Source organism: Janthinobacterium sp. GW822-FHT07H11 (assembly GCF_058798615.1).
In genome coordinates this window covers 2958819-2979452 of the sequence record NZ_CM179507.1, presented here as the reverse complement: position 1 = coordinate 2979452, position 20634 = coordinate 2958819, and the positions used below count along the sequence as shown (strand labels likewise).

At 60.5% G+C, this 20634-nt stretch carries 16 protein-coding genes; 4 read left to right on the top strand and 12 right to left on the bottom strand.

The window, feature by feature from the left end:
• Positions 1-19: 19 nt before the first annotated feature.
• From rseP to AC3RCJ_RS13320, 9 genes are all read right to left on the bottom strand, one after another.
• Positions 20-1375 carry an RIP metalloprotease RseP gene (gene rseP / locus AC3RCJ_RS13360; RefSeq protein ID WP_492958864.1) on the bottom strand — a complete coding sequence of 452 codons (1356 nt, stop codon included), beginning with the start codon at positions 1373-1375 and terminating at the stop codon, positions 20-22.
• Entirely contained in the window at positions 1372-2556 is a 1185-nt protein-coding gene (gene ispC, locus AC3RCJ_RS13355; protein WP_492958862.1) for a 1-deoxy-D-xylulose-5-phosphate reductoisomerase, read from the bottom strand. Before ispC ends, rseP begins: the two co-directional genes overlap by 4 nt.
• 10 nt (positions 2557-2566) lie before the next feature.
• Positions 2567-3400: a phosphatidate cytidylyltransferase gene (locus tag AC3RCJ_RS13350; protein ID WP_492958860.1), complete on the bottom strand. Its 834-nt coding sequence runs from the start codon at positions 3398-3400 to the stop codon at positions 2567-2569.
• Complete coding sequence (uppS, locus tag AC3RCJ_RS13345; RefSeq protein WP_492958858.1) at positions 3400-4167, bottom strand: polyprenyl diphosphate synthase; 768 nt, start codon at positions 4165-4167, stop codon at positions 3400-3402. Before uppS ends, AC3RCJ_RS13350 begins: the two co-directional genes overlap by 1 nt.
• A gap of 99 nt (positions 4168-4266) precedes the next feature.
• Positions 4267-4827: a ribosome recycling factor gene (gene frr, locus AC3RCJ_RS13340; RefSeq protein WP_492958856.1), complete on the bottom strand. Its 561-nt coding sequence runs from the start codon at positions 4825-4827 to the stop codon at positions 4267-4269.
• Between the two features lie 169 nt (positions 4828-4996).
• Positions 4997-5713 (bottom strand): UMP kinase, encoded by a 717-nt coding sequence (gene pyrH / locus AC3RCJ_RS13335; protein WP_076569768.1) that lies wholly within the window; start codon positions 5711-5713, stop codon positions 4997-4999.
• Positions 5714-5860: 147 nt separating this feature from the next.
• Positions 5861-6772 (bottom strand): translation elongation factor Ts, encoded by a 912-nt coding sequence (tsf, locus tag AC3RCJ_RS13330; RefSeq protein ID WP_492958853.1) that lies wholly within the window; start codon positions 6770-6772, stop codon positions 5861-5863.
• A 159-nt stretch (positions 6773-6931) separates the two neighbouring features.
• A complete protein-coding gene (gene rpsB / locus AC3RCJ_RS13325; protein ID WP_086145236.1) occupies positions 6932-7684 on the bottom strand; it encodes a 30S ribosomal protein S2 in 753 nt (250 codons plus the stop codon).
• A 286-nt stretch (positions 7685-7970) separates the two neighbouring features.
• Positions 7971-10892, bottom strand: a complete 2922-nt coding sequence (locus AC3RCJ_RS13320) for a TonB-dependent receptor domain-containing protein (protein ID WP_492958851.1) — start codon at positions 10890-10892, stop codon at positions 7971-7973.
• Positions 10893-11523: 631 nt separating this feature from the next.
• Between AC3RCJ_RS13320 and map the strand changes: the two genes are divergently transcribed.
• The 4 genes from map to AC3RCJ_RS13300 all read left to right on the top strand — a co-directional run bounded on the left by map (position 11524) and on the right by AC3RCJ_RS13300 (position 16664).
• Entirely contained in the window at positions 11524-12336 is an 813-nt protein-coding gene (gene map, locus AC3RCJ_RS13315; protein ID WP_492958849.1) for a type I methionyl aminopeptidase, read from the top strand.
• A gap of 39 nt (positions 12337-12375) precedes the next feature.
• A complete protein-coding gene (locus AC3RCJ_RS13310) occupies positions 12376-14943 on the top strand; it encodes a [protein-PII] uridylyltransferase (protein ID WP_492958847.1) in 2568 nt (855 codons plus the stop codon).
• Between the two features lie 47 nt (positions 14944-14990).
• Positions 14991-15740, top strand: coding sequence for a pseudouridine synthase (locus AC3RCJ_RS13305; protein ID WP_289915539.1), 750 nt, complete (start codon positions 14991-14993; stop codon positions 15738-15740).
• Between the two features lie 159 nt (positions 15741-15899).
• Positions 15900-16664, top strand: coding sequence for a flagellar brake protein (locus AC3RCJ_RS13300; RefSeq protein ID WP_492958845.1), 765 nt, complete (start codon positions 15900-15902; stop codon positions 16662-16664).
• 134 nt (positions 16665-16798) lie between these two features.
• Here AC3RCJ_RS13300 and def read toward each other — a convergent pair whose 3' ends face one another.
• The 3 genes from def to ligA are packed head-to-tail and all read right to left on the bottom strand — an operon-like array spanning position 16799 to position 20631.
• Positions 16799-17335 carry a peptide deformylase gene (gene def, locus AC3RCJ_RS13295; RefSeq protein WP_492958843.1) on the bottom strand — a complete coding sequence of 179 codons (537 nt, stop codon included), beginning with the start codon at positions 17333-17335 and terminating at the stop codon, positions 16799-16801.
• Positions 17332-18225, bottom strand: coding sequence for a UTP--glucose-1-phosphate uridylyltransferase GalU (gene galU / locus AC3RCJ_RS13290; RefSeq protein WP_492958841.1), 894 nt, complete (start codon positions 18223-18225; stop codon positions 17332-17334). The genes def and galU overlap by 4 nt, the downstream gene beginning before the upstream one ends.
• A 54-nt stretch (positions 18226-18279) precedes the next feature.
• The gene (gene ligA, locus AC3RCJ_RS13285) at positions 18280-20631 is read right to left on the bottom strand and encodes an NAD-dependent DNA ligase LigA (protein ID WP_492958839.1); all 2352 of its coding nucleotides are present in this window, start codon (positions 20629-20631) and stop codon (positions 18280-18282) included.
• Positions 20632-20634 lie beyond the last annotated feature (3 nt).

The following is a 20634-nucleotide window of genomic DNA, read 5'->3' as shown; positions in this document are numbered from 1 at the left end:
AATGGCATCGGCTACTGCCTTAGTTGAGCAGCCGCAGCACGTCATTAAAGACGGCAAGCACCATCAAGGTCAGCAACAGACCGATCCCCAGGCGCTGGGCAATCTCGCCTACGCGCTCCGGCAAGGGGCGTCCGGTCAAAACTTCCAGCGAATAATACAGCAAATGCCCGCCATCCAGAACAGGAATGGGTAGCAAATTCATCACTCCCAGACTGATACTGATGAAGGCGATAAAGCTCAGGTAGCTTACCAGGCCGATGCGGGCGGTCTGCCCCGCATAATCGGCGATGGTGATCGGTCCTGTCACATTTTTCAGCGAAACCTGGCCAGTGATCATTTTGCCCAGCATTTTCAGGCTCATCACGCTGGTATCCCAGACCTTGGTGGCCGCCTTGCCCACGGCGGCGAACGGTCCCGATGCCACGGTGATCATATCCGGCACCTGTCCCAGCTTCGCCTGGATCTTACCAACTGTTACAGCTGCGTCGCCGCCCCGCACGGCGTCGGGCGTGATGGGCAAGCTCAGATCGCGCCCCTGACGACGCACTTGCAGCTGCAGGGTCCGCCCTGGCGAGCGGCTCAGGGTGTCGATGATGGCTGCCACGTCCTGCGCGGGCCGGCCATCGATGGCGAGCAGCTGATCGCCTTTTTGCAGACCGGCGCGCGCGGCGGCGCCACCCGGCATGATCTCGATCAACATCGGCGCGGAGCGGGCCAGCGTGAGTCCCAGCTTGCCCAGCGCATCGCCTTCGAAGTCCGCCTCCGTCAGGCCGTCCAGCGACAAGGTCGCCTCCTGCAGGCCGCGGTCGGGCCGGCGCACTTCGACGCGCACCGGCTGCTTGTCAAGCGCCGCCTGGATCAGTTCCCAGCGCATGTCGGACCAGCTGACCACCATCCTGCCGTTTACCGACTGCACCATGTCGCCACTGCGCAAGCCGGCCGCATACGCGGCAGTCCGTTCGGCCACCGGCCCCAGCTTGCTCGACGGCTCTTCGATGCCGTGCATGAACAGGCCAGCATACAGCACGATGGCGACGAGGAAATTGGCCAGCGGCCCGGCGGCCACGATGGCGATGCGGCGCCAGACGCTCTGGCGCGTGAACTCACGGCGCAATTCGCTTTCCGGCAAGCCGCTGAGGTCCTGCGCCCGGCTGTCGAGCATGCTCACGTAGCCGCCCAGCGGCAAGGCGGAAATCGCCCATTCCGTCTGGTCCTTGCCAAACTTGCGCGAATACACGACCTTGCCCATGCCGATGGAAAAACGCAGCACTTTCACGCCGCACCAGCGCGCCACCAGGTAGTGGCCCAGCTCGTGCAAGGTAATCAATGAGCCCAGCGCGACAATAAACGCCAGCAAGGTGGTCATCAAGGTCATGCGGCCAGCCTGTGGGCGATGTACGCCTGCGCGGCCGCTCTGGCCAGGCGGTCCTGCTCCATCACGGCCTCGATGCTGGAAGCGGCGCCGTGCGGCACCGTCTCGATCACATGGGCGATGACGCGGTCGATCTGGCGAAAGCCGATCTGCCCGTCAAGAAACGCCTGCACGGCCACTTCATTGGCCGCGTTCAGCAGGGTCGGCGCCGTGCCGCCCGCGCGCAGGGCGTCGAAGGCCAGCGCCAGGCAAGGAAAGCGGCGCAAATCGGGCCGTTCGAATTGCAATGTAGCAACTTGCGCCAGATCAAGCTGTGCCACGCCGGAAGCGATACGCTGCGGATACGCCAAGGCGTGCGCGATCGGCGTGCGCATGTCCGGATTGCCCAGCTGGGCCAGCACGGAACCGTCCACATACGACACCATCGAGTGGATCACGCTTTGCGGATGGATCAGCACCTCGATCTGCTCGGCCGGCGCGCCGAACAGCCAGTGCGCCTCGATCACTTCCAGGCCCTTGTTCATCATGGTGGCCGAATCGACGGAAATCTTGCGGCCCATGGCCCAGGTCGGATGCTTGCATGCCTGGTCCGGCGTCACGCTGTCGAGCGTCTCGACGTCGCGCGTGAGGAAGGGCCCGCCGGACGCCGTCAACACGATCTTCGCCACCCCGGCCGCGCCCGGCGCCCGCCCGTAGGCATGCGGCAGGCACTGGAAGATTGCGTTGTGCTCGCTGTCGATCGGCAGCAGCACGGCACCGTTATCGTGCGCCGCGTCGATGAACAGCTGGCCGGACATGACCAGCGCTTCTTTATTGGCAAGCAATACTTTCTTGCCGGCACGTGCCGCCGCCAAGGTGGGTGCCAGGCCGGCCGCGCCGACGATGGCCGCCATCACGCCCGTCACCTGCGGCGCGCTGGCGATGGCACACAGGGCTTCGACGCCATACTCGACCTGCGTAGCGACGCCCTGCCCGCGCAGCAGCCGCGTCAGTTCAAGGGCGGCGTCCGCCGTGCCGACGACGGCGCGCTGCGGACGGAATTGCAGGCACTGGGCGGCCAGTTCGACCACGCGGCTGTGGGCGCTCAGCGCATACACACTGTATTGCTCGGGATGACGCGCGAGCACGTCCAGGGTGGACACGCCGACCGAACCGGTAGCGCCAAGGATGGTAATGTATTGCATGAAAGTTTCCTTAAAGCCAGCTAGCCACCAGGGCGGCAAATGGCAAGACCGGGATCAGGGCATCTATACGGTCGAGTACGCCACCGTGGCCAGGCAGCAGGTTGCTGCTGTCCTTGATGCCGGCGCGGCGCTTCAATTGGGATTCGAACAGGTCGCCGACAATGCTGGCGGCGACGAGCACCAGCAGCACCAGCAAGGCCATGGGCCAGCCGCGGCGCAGCTGCAGCTGCACGGCAAAGGTATCTTGCAGCACGGGCAGCGATGGCGCGGCAACGATGGTGATGGCAGCGATGGCCAGCACGGCGATGCCGCCGCCGATGGCGCCCTCCCAGGATTTACCTGGAGAAATACTAGGCGCCAGCTTGCGCTTGCCGAAAGCCTTGCCCGAGAAATAGGCGCCGATATCGGCGATCCACACGAGGGCCATCACGGACAGCAGGAACAAGGGGCTATGCAGGAACAGGGCGATGATGGCGACGAAGCAGCCGACGATGGTCACCGGGTACACCAGGCTGAGCAAGGTGTTGCCCATGCCTTCCATGGGCGGCAAGCCCGTCGCCAGCGAGGGCACGAAGCGGATCAGCCAGATGGCCACGCACATCCCGAACCAGAAATTGAGCTGGGCCATGCCGTTGCCGACAAAAAACGTATATGCGAAGGCGGCGGTCCAGACGGCCGCGATCAGCAGCGCCTGGCGATTTTTGAAGATGCGGAAGCTTTCCCAGACGGCGGCGCCGAAGAACGCCGTGGCGATCACGGCGAAGGCGGGGAAATAATTCAGATACAGAACCGGCAGCAAGACCGCCAACAAGACCAGGGCGGTGATTATCCGTGTTTTCAGCATCAGTTTGTCTTTTCAATTAGTTGCGCGCTGGTACGGCCAAAGCGCCGTTCGCGCTGCTGGTAAGACGCGATTGCCGCGTCGAGGCACTCGACGCCGAAGTCGGGCCAGAAGGTCTCGGTGAAAAACAATTCAGTGTACGCCAGTTGCCACAACAGGAAGTTGGAAATGCGCTGCTCGCCGCCCGTGCGGATGAACAGGTCGGGCTCGGGTGCGTAGGCCATGGCCAGGTGCGGCGCCAGCTCTTCCTCCGCATACGCGTGGCTGGCGGGCTGGCCATTGGCGATCGCCGTTGCCGTCATTTTATTGACAGCCTGCATGATGTCCCAGCGGCCGCCATAGTTGGCGCAGATGGTCACCGTCAGGCGCGTGTTGCGCGCCGTCTTGCGTTCGGCATTGGCGATCAGGGTCTGCAGTTGCTCATTGAAGCGCGACAGGTCGCCGACCACCTTCAGGCGGATATCGTTGGCATGCATCTTCACCACTTCCCGTTCGAGCATGGTGACGAACAGACGCATCAGCATCGACACCTCTTCTTCAGGGCGGCGCCAGTTTTCCGAGCTGAAGGCAAACAGGGTCAGATATTCGATGCCACGGTCGAGGCAAGTTTCCACCACGCCGCGCACGGCATCGGCGCCCTTGACGTGGCCAGCCACACGGGGCAGGAAGCGCTTGGTTGCCCAGCGACCATTGCCATCCATAATGATTGCTACATGGCGCGGCACCGTGCCCACCTCCGGTACTGCCGTTGTCGAACTCGAATAGATCATGAAAACACTAATGCCAAAAATAAAAGATAGCTATTATGCGCCAAATAGCACTGCCCGGAAAAGCGATGCTTTTCCGGGCAGTGCCAAGCAAGCTGAAAACTAGACGGTCAGCACTTCTTTTTCTTTGTCGACGACCATCTTGTCGATGTCGGCAATGAACTTGTCCGTCAGCTTCTGCACTTCTTCCGAGGAGCGGCGCTCGTCGTCTTCGGAGCAGGCTTTTTCCTTGACCAGTTTTTTCAGCGATTCATTGGCATCGCGGCGGATATTACGCACGGCAATCTTCGCGTCTTCCGCTTCGCTCTTGACCAGCTTGACCATTTCCTTGCGACGCTCTTCCGTCAGCGGCGGGGTTGGCACGCGGATCATGTCGCCCTGCGCCGATGGATTCAGGCCCAGGTCGGCGTCGCGGATGGCTTTTTCGATGGTGGTGGCCATCTTTTTTTCATACGGCTGCACACCGATGGTACGCGCGTCGATCAAGGTCACGTTGGCAACCTGGGTCAGCGCCGTCGGCGAACCGTAGTACTCGACCATTACGTGGTCCAGGATACCCGTATGGGCGCGGCCGGTGCGCACCTTGGCCAGGTCGGCCTTCAGTGTTTCCAGCGACTTCGCCATGCGTTCCTGGGCATTCTTTTTAACGTCAGCTAAGGACATTACCGTACTCCTGTAGTGACGCCTGTCAAAACCTGCTGCGCGTCGGCATTTGCGGCCTGCGATGCTCACCGTACCTCGGTACGGTTGCGCTTCCCAGCCACAACTCCCCTGCGCTCGCGACGGCTTTGTCAGGCGTTATTAATGATAACTACTATTAAAATGGCGTCTGTTAGACGTGAACCAAAGTACCTTCGTCCTCACCGAGAATCACGCGCATCAGCGCGCCTGGCTTGGTGATCGAAAACACCTTGATCGGCAGTTTCTGGTCGCGGCACAGGGCGAAAGCGGTGGCATCCATCACTTGCAGGTGCTTGGCGATGGCGTCGTCGAAGGTAATCGTGTGGAACAGGGTGGCATTCGGATCCTTCTTCGGATCGGCCGTGTAGACGCCGTCGACCTTGGTGGCCTTCAGGACGATCTCGGCGCTGATCTCGGAACCGCGCAGGGCAGCTGCCGTGTCGGTGGTGAAGAATGGATTGCCGGTGCCGGCGGCGAAGACGACAACCTTGCCTTCTTCCAGGTATTGCAGGGCTTTCGGACGGACGTAGGGCTCGACAACCTGTTCGATGCCGATGGCCGACATGACGCGCGCGGTGATGCCGACGTGACGCATGGCATCGGCCAGGGCCAGGGCATTCATCACGGTGGCAAGCATGCCCATGTAGTCTGCGGTGGCACGGTCCATGCCTTGCGCGCCGGGCGCGACGCCACGGAAGATATTGCCGCCGCCAATCACGATTGCCAGTTCCACACCCAACTTCGCCACCTCGGCCACATCGGCCACCATGCGCTCGATCGTGGCGCGGTTGATGCCGTAGGGATCATCACCCATCAGGGCTTCGCCGGACAACTTGAGGAGGACGCGCTTGTAGGCTGGTTTTGACATGAGCTGGGGCTCCATAAATGAGGTTATTCGAGTATGACATGGCGCAGCGCCTTGCAGCGCCGGATAGGCGCGCGGGACTGCCCATGCCGCCGCCCGGCACGACAGGTGCGGGCGGGCCAAAAAAACGGGCCTCTCGGCCCGCTTTACTTACGCTCCCTGGGAGGCAGCCATCTGTGCTGCGACTTCTGCTGCGAAGTCGTCCTGCTTCTTCTCGATGCCCTCGCCCACTACGTACATGGCGAAACCTTTGACGCTGGTGTTAGCCGCCTTCAGCATTTGCTCAACCGACAGCTTGTCGTTTTTCACGAAAGCCTGGTTCAACAGGGACACTTCTTTCAGGAACTTCTGCACGGAACCTTCCAGGCGCTTGGCCAGGATTTCCGGCGATTGCGCTGGCTTGCCTTCGGCGGCCGCTTTGACTGCGTCTTCTTCAGCTTTCAGTTGTGCAACCGAACGCTCTTTTTCGATCAGTTCCGCAGGAACTTCGTTCGCCGACAGCGACACTGGCTTCATTGCAGCGATGTGCATGGCCACGTCCTTGCCCACTTGCTCATCGGCGCCGTCGAATTCGACGATCACGCCAATGCGCGAACCGTGCAGGTAGGAAGCCAGCTTGGCGCTGGTTTCGAAACGCTGGAAGCGGCGGATGGTCATGTTTTCGCCGATTTTGCCGATCAGGGCAGCGCGCACTTCGTCCAGGGTCTTGCCATCGAGTGGCAGGGCCAGCAGGGCAGCGACGTCAGCCGGGTTGTGTTCCGCTACCAGACGGGCAGCGTTGTTGGCCAGTGCCAGGAAGTCGTCGTTTTTCGCAACGAAGTCGGTTTCCGAGTTCACTTCGACCAGGGCGCCTACGCCGTTGGCGATGTAGGTTGCCACGACGCCTTCAGCGGTGATGCGTGCCGATGCTTTCGATGCCTTGCCGCCCAGTTTGACGCGCAGGATCTCTTCCGCACGCGCCATGTCGCCTTCGGCTTCGGTCAGTGCTTTTTTGCATTCCATCATTGGTGCGTCGGTTTTGCCGCGCAATTCGCCTACCATCGCTGCTGTAATCGCTGCCATGTGTTTCTCCTGATTCGGTGAGTCGATAGTCGCGGCCGGGCATGCATGCCTCGCCAGCGGTCACTATCGTTTTTTTTGTTAAAAAAAAGGGGGAGCTGCTGCCACCCCTTTTCCCTTACTGCTGTGCTTACAAACGGCTATCCTGCGATAGCCTGGCCATTAAGCCTGTTCGTTAACTTCGACGAATTCGTCGCCAGCGGCTGCTTTAACCATTTCAACAACTTCGTTACCGGCAGCTGCACGGCCTTCGATGATTGCATCTGCAACACCGCGAGCGTACAACATGATGGCTTTCGAGGAGTCATCGTTACCTGGGATCACGAAGTTCACGCCTTCTGGGGAGTGGTTGGTATCGACAACGCCGATGACCGGAATACCCAGTTTAGCTGCTTCGGTGATCGCACCTTTGTGGTAGCCGACGTCGACGACGAAGATTGCGTCAGGAACGCCGCCCATGTCCTTGATGCCGCCGATCGATTTTTGCAGCTTGATCATTTCACGGGAGAACATCAGCGCTTCTTTTTTCGACAGCTTTTCGATCGAACCGTCTTCAACCATCGCTTCCATGTCCTTCAGGCGCTTGATCGAGGTCTTGATCGTCTTGAAGTTGGTCAGCATGCCGCCCAACCAACGTTGATCAACGAAAGGCACGCCAGCGCGTTGCGCTTCAGCAGCGATGATTTCGCGAGCTTGACGCTTGGTGCCAACCATCAGGATGGTGCCACGGTTTGCAGCCAGTTGACGCACGTGCTTCATTGCGTCCTGGTACATCGCCATGGTTTTTTCCAGGTTGATGATGTGGATCTTGTTGCGATGGCCGAAGATGAACGGTGCCATTTTTGGATTCCAAAAACGGGTTTGGTGACCAAAGTGGACACCGGCTTCCAGCATTTCGCGCATTGTTACGGACATTATTAACTCCAGGGTTGGGTCTGGAATCCGATCAGTCACCATACAGGCACCCTTGTCGACCGGATTCGCGTGTTTATATAAATTAAAGACACTGTTTTACTGCATTGCTTAAAAGAGAATTCAAGCAACCCGGGATTCTACACCGAAACAGCAAGGATTTCAAGTCCGCCTTGCGCGCCCCGCCCCAGGCGCCCCGCTTGCGCTCGCGCCATGAAAAAAAGCCCGCCAGGCGAACCTGGCGGGCTTTGTTCAGACTGTCATGCCGTGCCCCTTGCGGAGCGCGGAATTAGAAAGCCTGGTTGTAACGCACGTAGACGAAGCGGTCGATAGGCGCATTAGGGTCAACGGCCGACGAGGACGAAGTATTAACGCCTAGGCTGGTCGCCGCGTACATCAGACGTGGAGCACGGTCAAACAGGTTGTTCGCGCCGACCGAGATCTGGCCTTTCCACGGCGTTTTATACGCCACGTTCAGGTCGATGTAGGTGGTCGAACCACGCTTGTTGTAAGCAGGGCTATTGTAGCTGACGCCAGGTGCATCCGGATTCGAGCACTCGATTTCCGTATCCACGCACACATCCTTCACGCCGCTGGTGTAACGCGCGGTCAGGGTCGAACTCCAGTTGCCCATCATCCAGTCCAGGCTGATGTTCGACTTCAGGCGGGCATACGTAAACTCGCCTGCGTACTCTTGCCAGTCCGCCTTGGCCGACGATTTTTCCTTGAACGAACGCAGGAGGGTCGATTCAGTACGGATGGCAAAGTTACCATATGCCGTGCGTGGCAGGCGATAACCGAGGCCGATATCGAAACCTTCGGTCGACAACTCGCCTTTATTGATACGACCCCGCGACAGGCCGATGATGGCACCGGTCGAATCACGCGTGACGTCAGGGCAATACGCTTGCAGATTATCTTCCACGCAATTGGCGATGATTTCAGCGGCGCTCCAGCCCGAGATCTGGTTTTTCACGCTGATCTTGAACCAGTCCAGGCTAGCCGTCAGGCCGGGCACGAACGATGGGTTATACACAAAGCCCAGGGTCTTGGTTTTTGCCGTTTCAGGCGTCAGCGTATTGTTACCCACGCCCGTATTGAAAGGCACCGTCGATTGCGCACCGGAAGCACCTACCTCCGAGCCCGATTGATTCAACTGGCGATAGCCAGCCGGCACGCCGGTCGCTGCGCAACGCTTAGCTACGGCAGGATCGCGCGCAGCCACGCCCCAGCGGCTGTCGCATGGATCGAGGTATGGGTCGAAACTCTGACCACCACCACCAAAGGTGTCACCCAGCGCAGGAGCGCGGAATCCTTCAGCCCAGGTGCCACGAACCAGCAGGTCGTCAACAGGTTTCCACATGATGCTGGCTTTGCTGTTGGTCGTCGTACCGAAGTTGTCGTAGTCCGAATAGCGCGATGCCAGATCCAGCGACAGGAACTTGGCAAATGGCTTGTCTTTCAGCAAAGGAATATTTGCTTCCAGATACAGCTCTTTGACCGAGTAACGACCTTCGGTGGTGTGCGCGGCCAGGTCGGTCGAATAACCGGACTGGTCGAACTGGCCTGGACGATCATAGCCACGCACGTCGCGCTTCTCGATACCGCCAGCGAAACCGAGCGGACCCGCTGGCAGAGTGAACAACTCGCCGGAAACATCGGCGGTAATGCTGTTGACCGTGCTGCCATAAGTGCCCTGACCATTCGCCAGGATATAATTCCAGCCATCCGCATCCACCACGGATGGGCCGCCCAGGATATTAAATGGCGTGCACTGCTTGAATGGAATCGGGCTCGCTGCCGTACCGCACTGCACTTGGCCGGCGGCATTCATGAACGATGGCCCCAGGGCTTTCTTCAGGTTCAACAGATTCAGGTTGCCCGTACTCAGGTTTTCGCCTTTGAGCGAATTGTGGTTGTAACCAACACTCCAGCTCCATGGCAAGTTGCGCAGCGTGAATTCGCCTTCCAGCGTTGCATCGATATGCAAGGTCTGATTATTGTTTTCGGTAACGCGCGGATGCTCGGTGGTACGGCGGGAGAAGAAGAGGTCCTGACCAACGCCACCAGCCGCCGCTTGACTGCCGTACGGATTGAAATAGCTATCTTTGTCGATATAGACGCGATAGTTGGGCTGCGACAGGCTGCTCAGTGGATAGCCGGCGACCTGGCGCGTTGAACTGCGCTCGGCATACATGGCCGTGGTCGTGAAGCGCATATCCATTGGCAACTCGATCGTGCCTTTGGTAAAGATCGAGGTCAATTTCGTCGGAGACTGGAACATCATCTGCTGCGACGAGTTATACTTATCTTCCTGCGCGCCCGTGTAATTATGGTAATTGGCAGCATTGCGTGCATCCGCGCCAACGCCGCTACCATCGAAACTGCCGGTATGGTTCAGGATCTTGTTGAAGCCACCTTCCTTGACAACGGCATTGCTAGCACCAGCCTTCGGTCCGGAGGTATAGATCGGCGTGATGCGGCCCCATGGCGAAGCACCAAAATTGTCGCCGAAGAAGTTACCCGTACCATAGCTTTGCGAAGTGATATCACGCGTCTTGGCCCAGACTGGCTCGGTCTTGCTATGCGAAATGCCGAACATCATCGACGCTTTTTCACCATTCGCGCCATACGACAGCGAATAGTCTTCGGTCTTGCCGTCGCCTTTTTCGTTAATGCCCTTGTAGACACTGAGAGATGCGCCTTCCAGCTTCTTCTTCAGGATGATGTTGACCACGCCGGCGATCGCATCGGAACCGTAGATCGACGAAGCGCCGTCTTTCAGGATATCGATGCGCTCGATCATGGACGAAGGCACGGTCGACATGTCGGTATAGCCATCAACCGATTGCGTCCAGCGCTTGCCATTGACCAGCACCAGCAGGCGGTTGGCACCCAGGTTGCGCATGTCGATGTACTGACCGCCTTGCTCGCGGTTCGAAGTCAGTACCGAACCCTTGCTGAAAGCTGGCGTACCAGCCGAAGTCATCTGATTCAAAATATCACCAACAGTGATGAGGCCGGTAGCCTGGATTTGCTGTGCGGTGATTTTTTGTACAGGTTGCGCCGTTTCCAGGTCAACCTGGCGGATACGGGAGCCGGTAATCTCGACGCGTTGCGTGCTTTCAGCTTCGGCTTGCGCCTGAGCAAAAGCGGTCAGCGAGTTCAAAGCCATTGCGACTGCGACAGCAATCTTGGTGCGTTGATGCATAAGTTCTCCGATTTGAATACTACCTACTGATCTAGTCAGGCTCTTGTAGAAATAAAATTATGTCTAATGTCTTTTCGAATCAAACGCTGCCGACTGTGTCTCCAATCGTTGCCCGCTTTGTGAGCGAGTCAGCAAGATTTCCTTGACATCACTACATCAAACCATTTTCAAAGCGGCACTGTCAATAATCGACGAAAGCGGATTCATCAAAGAAACAACACTTTTTTTGATGCTAATTATTTTCATGTTCTTCCAAAAAAAACGTTGCTATCCTACATGGCGATTGTGCATGCACCAGGCCGGTGCAAAGGCACGGCTGCCGCATGTTTGCACGCCATTTTTCGGTGCAAGAAGCACATTCGCCTGAAACGGCCGCGAACCCTGATGCCGGCAAGAAAAACATTCTCTGATTTTGTGAAACATTCCTTCTTCTTTGCTTCCACGTTTTTCATCACGCACTAATTTGGCCCATTTCGCACTGCCCCCTCCCGCGTCTCATCATCCCCTCCGGGAAGTCCCCCGCGCATTACTACCGCCTCGTTTATAATTTCAGCATATTTGCAGATTTTTTTTGTCCGACAGGACTCGTCTGCGCTTTTTCCCCGAATATATTCAGATTGCGATCCACATCATGTCCACCATCCGTATCAATTCCGCCGCCGACATCGAAGGCATGCGCGTAGCCGGCAAGCTCGGCGCCGAAGTCCTCGACTACATCACGCCCTTCGTCAAGGTTGGCGTCACCACCGGCGAACTCGACCGCCTTTGCCACGAATACATGGTCAACGTACAGGGCACCATCCCTGCCCCGCTCAACTATTGCCCGCCCGGCTATACACCGTATCCTAAGGCCATCTGCACCTCCGTCAACGACGTCATCTGCCATGGCATTCCAGGCGACAAGGTCCTGAAAAGCGGCGACTCCGTCAACCTCGACATCACCGTCATCAAGGATGGCTACCACGGCGACAACAGCCGCATGTTCCTGGTCGGCACGCCCACCATCCTGGCCAAGCGCCTGTCGGAAATCACCTATGAGTGCATGTGGCTGGGAATCGATCAGATCAAGCCGGGCGCCCACCTGGGCGATATCGGCCACGCCATCCAGCAGCACGCGGAAAAAGCCGGCTACAGCGTGGTGCGCGAATTCTGCGGCCACGGCATCGGCAAGGTCTTCCATGAAGAACCGCAAGTGTTGCACTACGGCAAGCCTGGCACCCTGGAACGCCTGGAAGCGGGCATGATTTTTACCGTGGAACCGATGATCAACGCGGGCCGCCGCGAAATCCGCGAAATGAACGACGGCTGGACCATCAAGACCAAGGATCGCAGCCTGTCGGCGCAGTGGGAACACACGGTGCTGGTCACGGAAACGGGCTATGAAGTGCTGACCGTATCGCCCGGCATGCCGCCACCGCCCGCCTTCATCGCCAGCAAAGCCTGATATTTACCCAGCCACGCGCACCGCCACACCAAGGCCCAGATGAAAAAGCAAGTTCGGGAACAGCTGAAACAACAACTGAAAGCCGACCGCCAGGTCGTCATTGCGGCCTTTCAGGCCGACGGCAAGCCTGAAAAACTGCTGCGCAGCCTGCGCCACAGCGTCGATGGCGTACTGGCGCGCGCCTGGCAGGAAGCGGGACTGCCGCCCGGCACGGCCCTCGTGGGCGTGGGCGGCTATGGCCGCGGTGAACTGTTTCCTTACTCCGACGTCGACCTGCTGATCCTGCTGCAAGCGGCGCCCGACGCCGCCACGCAGGAAAAGCTCGAGGAACTGGTGCAACTGCTGTGGGACCTGGGCCTGGAAATCGGCCACAGCATCCGCACGGTGGAGGAATGCATGGTCGAGTCGAAGGCCGACATCACGGTGCAGACCAGCCTGCTGGAAGCGCGCCTCGTCTGCGGCAACGCGGACCTGTTCGCGCACCTGCAGCGGCGCTACCAGGCGGCGATGGACCCGCAGGCGTTTTTTCAGGCAAAAACGGCGGAAATGCGCCAGCGCCACGCCAAGTACGAAGACACGGCCTTCAGCCTGGAGCCGAATTGCAAGGAAAGCCCGGGCGGCCTGCGCGACCTGCAGGTGATCCTGTGGGTGGCCAAGGCGGCCGGCCTGGCCAATTCCTGGCGCACCCTGGCCACGGGTGGCCTGATCACCCTGACGGAAGCGCGCCAGTTGATGGAAAAGGAGCGCGCCTTCAAGGATATCCGCGTGCGCCTGCACCTGCACGCGGGACGGCGCGAAGACCGCCTGGTGTTCGACGTGCAGACGGCCATCGCCGAATCGCTGGGCCTGCAGGCGACGGGCAGCGGGCCGCACATGCGCCGCGCCAGCGAATTCCTGATGCAGCGCTATTATTGGGCCGCCAAGACGGTGACCCAGCTCAACACGATCCTGCTGCAAAACATCGAGGCGCGATTGTTCCCGCAAGACAATGTGCCAGTGCCCATCAACGACCGCTTCAATGAAGTCAACAGCCTGATCGACATCAGTGCCGACGATACGTTCGAGCAAACTCCTTCCGCCATGCTGGAGATTTTCGTGCTGATGACGGAACGCCCGGCCCTGAAGGGCATGACGTCGCGCGCCACGCGGGCCCTGTGGCACGAGCGCTTCAAGATCGACGCGGCCTTCCGCCAGGACCCCGCCAACCGCGCCCTGTTCCTGCGCATCATGCAGGCGCCCGTGGGCATCATCCACGCGCTGCGGCGCATGAACGAGATGAGCATCCTCGGGCGCTACCTGCCGAATTTCCGCCGCATCGTGGGCCAGATGCAGCACGACCTGTTCCACGTGTACACGGTCGACCAGCACATTTTGATGGTGGTGCGCAACATGCGCCGCTTCACGATGAGCGAACATGCGCACGAATACCCATTCTGCAGCCAGCTGATGGCCGATTTTTCGCAGTCGTGGCTGCTGTACGTGGCAGCCCTGTTCCACGATATCGCCAAGGGCCGCGGCGGCGACCATTCGAAACTCGGCGTGGCCGATGCCACCCAGTTCTGCCAGGACCACGGCCTGTCGCCGGAAGATACGGAACTGGTGGCTTTCTTGGTGGAAAATCATCTGACCATGTCGCAAGTGGCGCAAAAGCAGGACCTGTCCGACCCCGACGTCGTCCAGGCGTTCGCGAAAGTGGTCAAGGACGAGCGCCACCTGACGGGCCTGTACCTGCTGACGGTGGCCGACATCCGCGGCACCAGCCCGAAAGTGTGGAATGCCTGGAAAGGCAAGCTGCTCGAAGACCTGTACAAGGTCACCTTGCGCGTGCTGGGCGGCGAACCGCACACGGCCGACCGCGTACTGAAAAACCGCCAGCAGGAGGCGCTGGCCACGCTGCGCCTGTACGGCTTGCCGCCGGACGCGCACCAGAAGCTGTGGCAGCAACTGGACGTGGCGTACTTCCTGCGCCACGACGCCTCCGACATCGCCTGGCAGACGCGCTCGCTGTACGACAAGCTCGACAGTAAGACACCGGTGGTAAAATGCCGGTTGGCGCCCATCGGCGAAGGCTTGCAGGTGGCCGTGTATATTTCCGACCAGCCCGACCTGTTCGCGCGCATCTGCAGCTATTTCGACCGCAAGAACTTCAGCATCCTCGACGCGAAGATCCACACGACCCGGAATGGCTATGCGCTCGACACCTTCCTCGTCACCGAGCAGAATTTTGCCAAGAGCTACCGCGACATCATCAGCCTGATCGAGCACGAACTGGGCGAGCTGCTGCAGTCGCAAACGCCGCTGCCGCCGCCGGGCAAGGGTCGGCTGTCGCGGCTGTCGCGCACCTTCCCCTTCCAGCCCACGGTGGACTTGCGGCCCGACGAAAAAGGCCAGTACTACCTGCTGTCGGTGGCCGCCAACGACCGCACGGGCTTGCTGTATGCGATCGCCAACGTGCTGACCAAGTACCGCATCAACCTGCATACGGCCAAGATCATGACCCTGGGCGAGCGGGTCGAAGACGTGTTTCTCGTCGACGGTCCCGCGCTCAACAATGCCCGCAACCAGATATTGCTGGAAACCGATTTACTCGATGCGCTCAAGGTGTAAGCCCCACGCGCATCGCCTACCTTTCTTGATTTAGTGAAACACAAACCATGACCGAAGAATTATTACGCCTGTCCAAACGCATGTCCGAACTGGGCCTGTGCTCCCGCCGCGAAGCCGATGAATGGATCGCGCGCGGCTGGGTCCGCGTGGATGGCAAAGTGGTGTCCGAACTGGGCAGCAAGGTCTATCCCAGCCAGCGCGTCACCGTCGAGCGCCAGGCGGCGGCCGAACAATCCAAGCGCGTTACCGTACTGATCAACAAACCCGTCGGCTATGTCAGCGGCCAGGCCGAGGATGGCTACACGCCGGCCGTGGCCCTGATCAAGGCCGAGAATCGCTGGGCGGAAGACCGCAGCCCGGAACAGTTCCACCCGACACAGCTGCGCAGCCTGGTGGCGGCCGGCCGCCTCGACATCGATTCCGTCGGCTTGCTGGTGCTGACGCAGGATGGTCGCGTGGCCAAGCAGCTGATCGGACACGACACCGACATCGACAAGGAATACCTGGTGCGCGTGAGCTACACCAAGGGCGGCACCCTGCCCGACAGCGAGCTGAAAAGGCTCAATCACGGCCTGTGGCTCGACGGCAAGCCCCTGCTGCCGGCGAAGGTGCGCTGGCAAAATGAAGATCAGCTGAGCTTTACCCTGCGCGAAGGCAAGAAGCGCCAGATCCGCCGCATGTGCGAAGCCGTCGGCCTGAAAGTGCTGGGCCTGAAGCGCGTGCGCATCGGCAAGGTCAAGCTGGGCGACCTGCCGACGGGCCAATGGCGCTACCTGAGCGCGGATGAGCAATTTTAAGCGCGGCGCCTCGGCATGGCATGCCGCGCGGCATGCCAGCCTGTAGCATCAACACCACGGGAATATAGTGCAATAAAGATAACTATTGTGATTTAGTTAGCAAATCTTGCCGTAAGCCTATACACTATTCCCCCATCAGAACATAAGAGATAAGCCGTCGTGAACGATCCCATCCCCAATCCCCTGCGCAAAGGTGCGCCCAGCCTGGCCGATGTGGCCGAGCCGATGGCCCCCGGCACCAAGCCGCACCACATGAGCGACCCGTGGGATATCGGCGAAACGCTGTGCAGCCTGGCCGACAATGGCGATGCGCTTTCCATTTATCCCGCCGGCGGCGAAGACGTCATCATGGCGCGCATCCTGTCCGTCGACGACGACTTGCCGCAATTCGTGCTGGAACTGAATGAAGGCGAGACCCTGCCTGCGGGCGGCGCCACCTTTGTCTCGTGGGTGCAAAATGCCAAGCTGCAATTTACGATCAACGGCGAGTGGCAAGCCTATCCGGAACGACCGAATGTCTACCTGACCAACTTCCCCAGTCACTGCCTGGTGCTCGAGCGGCGCGAATCGGCACGCCTGGAGACGCCGCTGGGCGTCTATTACCTGGCCGCCTTCGTGCTCGAAGGCCGGCCATATGAATTGCAGCTGTATGATTTCTCGGCCGGCGGCATCGGCATGCGCGCCCACCCGCGCGATACGGTCGGCCTGTACGTGGGACGCAAGCTGTCGCGCGTGCGGCTCGAACTCGGTCCCAACAAGGTCATGATCGCCGACCTGGAAATCCGCCTGTCGCGCACTTTCCGCTCCTTCCTGCTGGGCGAGCAAGTACAGATCGGCTGCCGCTTCCTGAACCTGACGGACGCCATGCGCGAAGAACTGAAGACGCTGCTCGACAACCTGGGCAGCAGCCGCAAGGTACGCTAGACTCGCTTCGCCCATAAAAAATGGCCGCCCAGCTCATGCTGCGCGGCCATTTTTTTTGACAGTCGAACTCGCGAGGCACCTGAAAAACCTTCAGGGCAAGGCAACGCCGCCATGGACGTTTTCTCAGACGCAGATCAGTCGTCGTCGTTCGGGTCCAGGTCGGGGAACATCACATCCGTATAGCCGAATTGCGTAAAGTCAACGATACGCATCGGATACAGGATGCCGTGCAAGTGATCGACTTCGTGCTGCACCACGCGCGCATGGAAGCCGTCGCAATCGCGGCTGATGGACTGGCCGAACTGGTCCAGGCCTTCATAGTGCAGCTCGCTCCAGCGCGGCACGCTGCCACGCAAGCCAGGCACGGACAGGCAGCCTTCGAAGCCCTCTTCCTTGCGTTCCGACAGCGGCGTCAGCACTGGATTGATCAGCACGGTTTCCGGCACTTGCGGCGCATCGGGATAGCGCGCATTCTGCTTGAAGCCATAGATGACCACCTGCAGGTTGACGCCGATCTGCGGCGCCGCCAGGCCGGCGCCATTGGCCGCGTGCATGGTGTCGAACATGTCGGCGATCAAGGCGTGCAGCTCGGGCGTGCCGAATTCACGCACAGGCTCGGCCATCCGCAGCAAGCGCGGATCGCCCATTTTCAAAATCTCGCGTACGGTCATTTTGTTTCCAGGGTAGCTAGTAAATGTTGCAAATAGGCACGGAAGGAAGCGCCCGTTTCCGGATGCTTCATGCCCATCGCCGTGGTGGCCTTCAGATAACCGAGTTTCGAGCCACAATCATAGCGCTGGCCCGCGTAGCGGTACGCCAGCACGCGCTCTTCGCGCATCAGCGCGGCGATGCCGTCGGTCAGCTGGATTTCGCCGCCCGCCCCCGTACCCAGGTTCTCCAGGTGATCGAAGATGCGGCTGGTCAGCACATAGCGGCCGACCACGGCCAGCGTCGATGGCGCTTCCTCGGGCAGCGGTTTTTCCACGATGGCCGAGACCAGTTCCAGGTCAGGCTGATAATGCTGGGCGCTGACAATGCCGTACTGCCGGGTTTCCGCGCGCGGCACATCCTGCACCGCCAGCAGCGAACAGTTTTCATACTGGAAAACATCGGCCATCTGCGCCAGCACAGGGCGCGTCCCGTCCTCCACATCCATGAAGTCATCGGCCAGCAGCACGGCAAACGGCTCGTCGCCGATCACGGGCCGGGCGCACAGCACGGCATGCCCCAGGCCCAGCGGCGCCGACTGGCGGATATAGATGCAATTAACATGCTTCGGTATCACGTTCTGCACCATGTCCAGCAACTGCCGCTTGCCCGCCGCTTCCAGTTCCGCTTCCAGCTCATAGGCCGTGTCGAAATGGTCTTCGATCGCGCGCTTGTTGCGGCCCGTGATGAAGATCAGTTCCGTGACCCCCGCCGCCACGGCCTCTTCCACTGCGTACTGGATCAGGGGCTTGTCGACGATGGGCAGCATCTCCTTCGGCTGTGCCTTGGTGGCAGGTAAGAAACGGCTGCCCAGGCCGGCGACGGGAAACACTGCTTTTCTGATTTTTTTCATGGGTCTGTCTGCAAAATAGGGAATGAATACGCGTCAACGGCAACGAGGAGCCTCTTATTGCTGCGCCAGCAAGGCCAGCAACCCCGCTTCATCGAGCAGCTCCACGCCCAGCTCCTGGGCCTTGGCCAGCTTGCTGCCCGCGTCGGCGCCGGCAACGACAAAACCCGTCTTCTTCGACACGGACCCGCTGACCTTGCCGCCAGCCGCCTCGATCAGCGCCGCCGCTTCATCGCGGCTCAAGCTGGGCAAGGTGCCCGTCAAGACAAAGGTCTTGCCGTCCAGCTTGCCGCCAGAAGCTGGCAGTTCAGGCAATTGTGACAGCAATTCCGTACGCAAGTCGTCCAGTTGACGCAGCAGGCGCAGATTGTCCTCGTCCGCCAGCCAGGCAGCCAGCGCCTCGCCCACAGCGGCCGGCAAGCCGGCATGGAAGCCGCTGCCCTGCGACGCCAGCGTGGCCAGGGTCATGCCCCGCTCCACCAGCTGCTTGCTGCGCGCTTCCGTCAGTTTCGGTATGCCGATGGCGGCCAGCAGCTTGACCTGTTCCAGCTGCGTGCGCAACTTGGCGCTCGGGGCATGCTCGCCCTGCGGCGCCACGCCGGCGGCCAGCAGGGCATCGAGCGCCTGCTGGTTTTTCTCTTCGGCGAAGAAGTCCGCAATCGACTCGGCCACCGTGCCGCCGATATCGGGCAGCACGCGCAGCAAGGCGGCCGGCGCGCGGCGCACGCGCTCCAGGCTGCCCAACCACTCGGCCAGGGTCTTGGCCGTCGATTCGCCCACGTGGCGGATGCCCAGCGCGAACAGGAAACGCTCAAGCGGCGGACGCTTGCTCGCTTCTATGCCAGCGAGCAAGTTTTCCGCCCACTTGGTGGGAATCTTGCCTTGCTGCACCGTTTCCGGCGTGCTGCCATCGCGTTCATCGGCACGCAGTTTCATTTCCAGCAGTTTGTCCAGGGTCAAGCTGTACAGATCAGCCAGGCCATGCACGTACTCGAGTTCGACCAGGGTATCGATATAACGTTCCCCCAATCCCTCGATATCCATCATGCGGCGGCCCGCGAAATGGCGGAACGCTTCCTTGCGCTGGGCCGAACAGAACAGGCCGCCCGAACAGCGGGCAATCGCCTCGCCCTCTTCGCGCACCACGTGCGAGCCGCACACGGGGCAGGACTCCAGCATCTTGAACGGCAACGGCGCCGGCTGCGGGCGCTTGTCCAGCACCACGGCCAGCACTTCGGGGATCACGTCGCCGGCGCGGCGCACGATGACGGTATCGCCCACGCGCACATCCTTGCGCAGGACTTCATCTTCATTGTGCAAGGTGGCGTTGGTCACCGTCACGCCGCCGACGGACACGGGCGCCAGGCGCGCCACGGGCGTCATGGCGCCGGTGCGGCCCACCTGGATATCGATGCCCAGCACCACCGTCAATGCCTCTTCGGCGGGAAACTTGTGTGCCAAGGCAAAACGCGGCGCGCGCGAGACAAAGCCCAGTTCCTGCTGGTCTTGCGTGGCATTCACCTTGTAGACAACGCCGTCGATTTCATAAGGCAAGGCCGGGCGGCGCGCGCCGATATCATGGTAGTAATCGAGCAAGCCCCGCGCGCCGCGCACCACCCTGCGCTCCTTCGACACGGGGATACCCAGCGTTTCATACCAGTCCAGCAAGGCCGAATGCGACACCGGCATGGCGGCGCCTTCCAGCGCACCGATGCCATACGCATAGAAGCGCAGCTTGCGCTGGGCCGTGATGCGCGAATCGAGCTGGCGCAGGCTGCCGGCCGCCGCATTGCGGGGATTGGCGAATTCCTTGTGGCCGGCCTCGCGCTGGCGCTCGTTCAGGCGCGCGAAATCGGCCTTGAACATCATCACTTCGCCGCGCACGTCAAGCACGGCCGGTATCTTGTCGCCATGCAAGCGCAGCGGGATGCCGGAAATGGTGCGGATATTCGCCGTCACGTCTTCGCCCGTGGCGCCGTCGCCGCGCGTGGCCGCCTGCACGAACAGGCCGTTTTCATAGCGCAGGTTGATGGCCAGGCCGTCGAATTTCACCTCGGCCGCATAGTCGACCTCCGCAACGTCAAGATCCAGGCCTTCGCGCACGCGGCGGTCGAAGTTGACGATATCGTCATCGGTGAAACCATTGTTCAGCGACAACATCGGCACCGTGTGCGTGACTTGCTCGAATTGCGGCAAGGGCGCCGCCCCCACGCGCAAGGTGGGCGAATCCGGTTGCAGCAAGTCGGGATGGGCCGCTTCCAGCGCCTGCAGTTCGGCAAACAGCTTGTCGTACTCGGCGTCGGGAATGGTGGGATTGTCGAGCACGTGGTAGGCGTGCAGGTGCCGGTTGAGTTCGGCGGTGAGTGCCAGGACCCGCTGGGCGGCGTCCTGGTTGGTCGGATCAGTCATTGT

Excerpts from the sequence above, each read along its gene's own strand:
- rseP (WP_492958864.1), bottom strand. The coding sequence starts at position 1,375 with ATGACCTTGATGACCACCTTGCTGGCGTTTATTGTCGCGCTGGGCTCA.
- ispC (WP_492958862.1), bottom strand. The coding sequence starts at position 2,556 with ATGCAATACATTACCATCCTTGGCGCTACCGGTTCGGTCGGCGTGTCC.
- AC3RCJ_RS13350 (WP_492958860.1), bottom strand. The coding sequence starts at position 3,400 with ATGCTGAAAACACGGATAATCACCGCCCTGGTCTTGTTGGCGGTCTTG.
- uppS (WP_492958858.1), bottom strand. The coding sequence starts at position 4,167 with ATGATCTATTCGAGTTCGACAACGGCAGTACCGGAGGTGGGCACGGTG.
- frr (WP_492958856.1), bottom strand. The coding sequence starts at position 4,827 with ATGTCCTTAGCTGACGTTAAAAAGAATGCCCAGGAACGCATGGCGAAG.
- pyrH (WP_076569768.1), bottom strand. The coding sequence starts at position 5,713 with ATGTCAAAACCAGCCTACAAGCGCGTCCTCCTCAAGTTGTCCGGCGAA.
- tsf (WP_492958853.1), bottom strand. The coding sequence starts at position 6,772 with ATGGCAGCGATTACAGCAGCGATGGTAGGCGAATTGCGCGGCAAAACC.
- rpsB (WP_086145236.1), bottom strand. The coding sequence starts at position 7,684 with ATGTCCGTAACAATGCGCGAAATGCTGGAAGCCGGTGTCCACTTTGGT.
- AC3RCJ_RS13320 (WP_492958851.1), bottom strand. The coding sequence starts at position 10,892 with ATGCATCAACGCACCAAGATTGCTGTCGCAGTCGCAATGGCTTTGAAC.
- map (WP_492958849.1), top strand. The coding sequence starts at position 11,524 with ATGTCCACCATCCGTATCAATTCCGCCGCCGACATCGAAGGCATGCGC.
- AC3RCJ_RS13310 (WP_492958847.1), top strand. The coding sequence starts at position 12,376 with ATGAAAAAGCAAGTTCGGGAACAGCTGAAACAACAACTGAAAGCCGAC.
- AC3RCJ_RS13305 (WP_289915539.1), top strand. The coding sequence starts at position 14,991 with ATGACCGAAGAATTATTACGCCTGTCCAAACGCATGTCCGAACTGGGC.
- def (WP_492958843.1), bottom strand. The coding sequence starts at position 17,335 with ATGACCGTACGCGAGATTTTGAAAATGGGCGATCCGCGCTTGCTGCGG.
- galU (WP_492958841.1), bottom strand. The coding sequence starts at position 18,225 with ATGAAAAAAATCAGAAAAGCAGTGTTTCCCGTCGCCGGCCTGGGCAGC.
- ligA (WP_492958839.1), bottom strand. The coding sequence starts at position 20,631 with ATGACTGATCCGACCAACCAGGACGCCGCCCAGCGGGTCCTGGCACTC.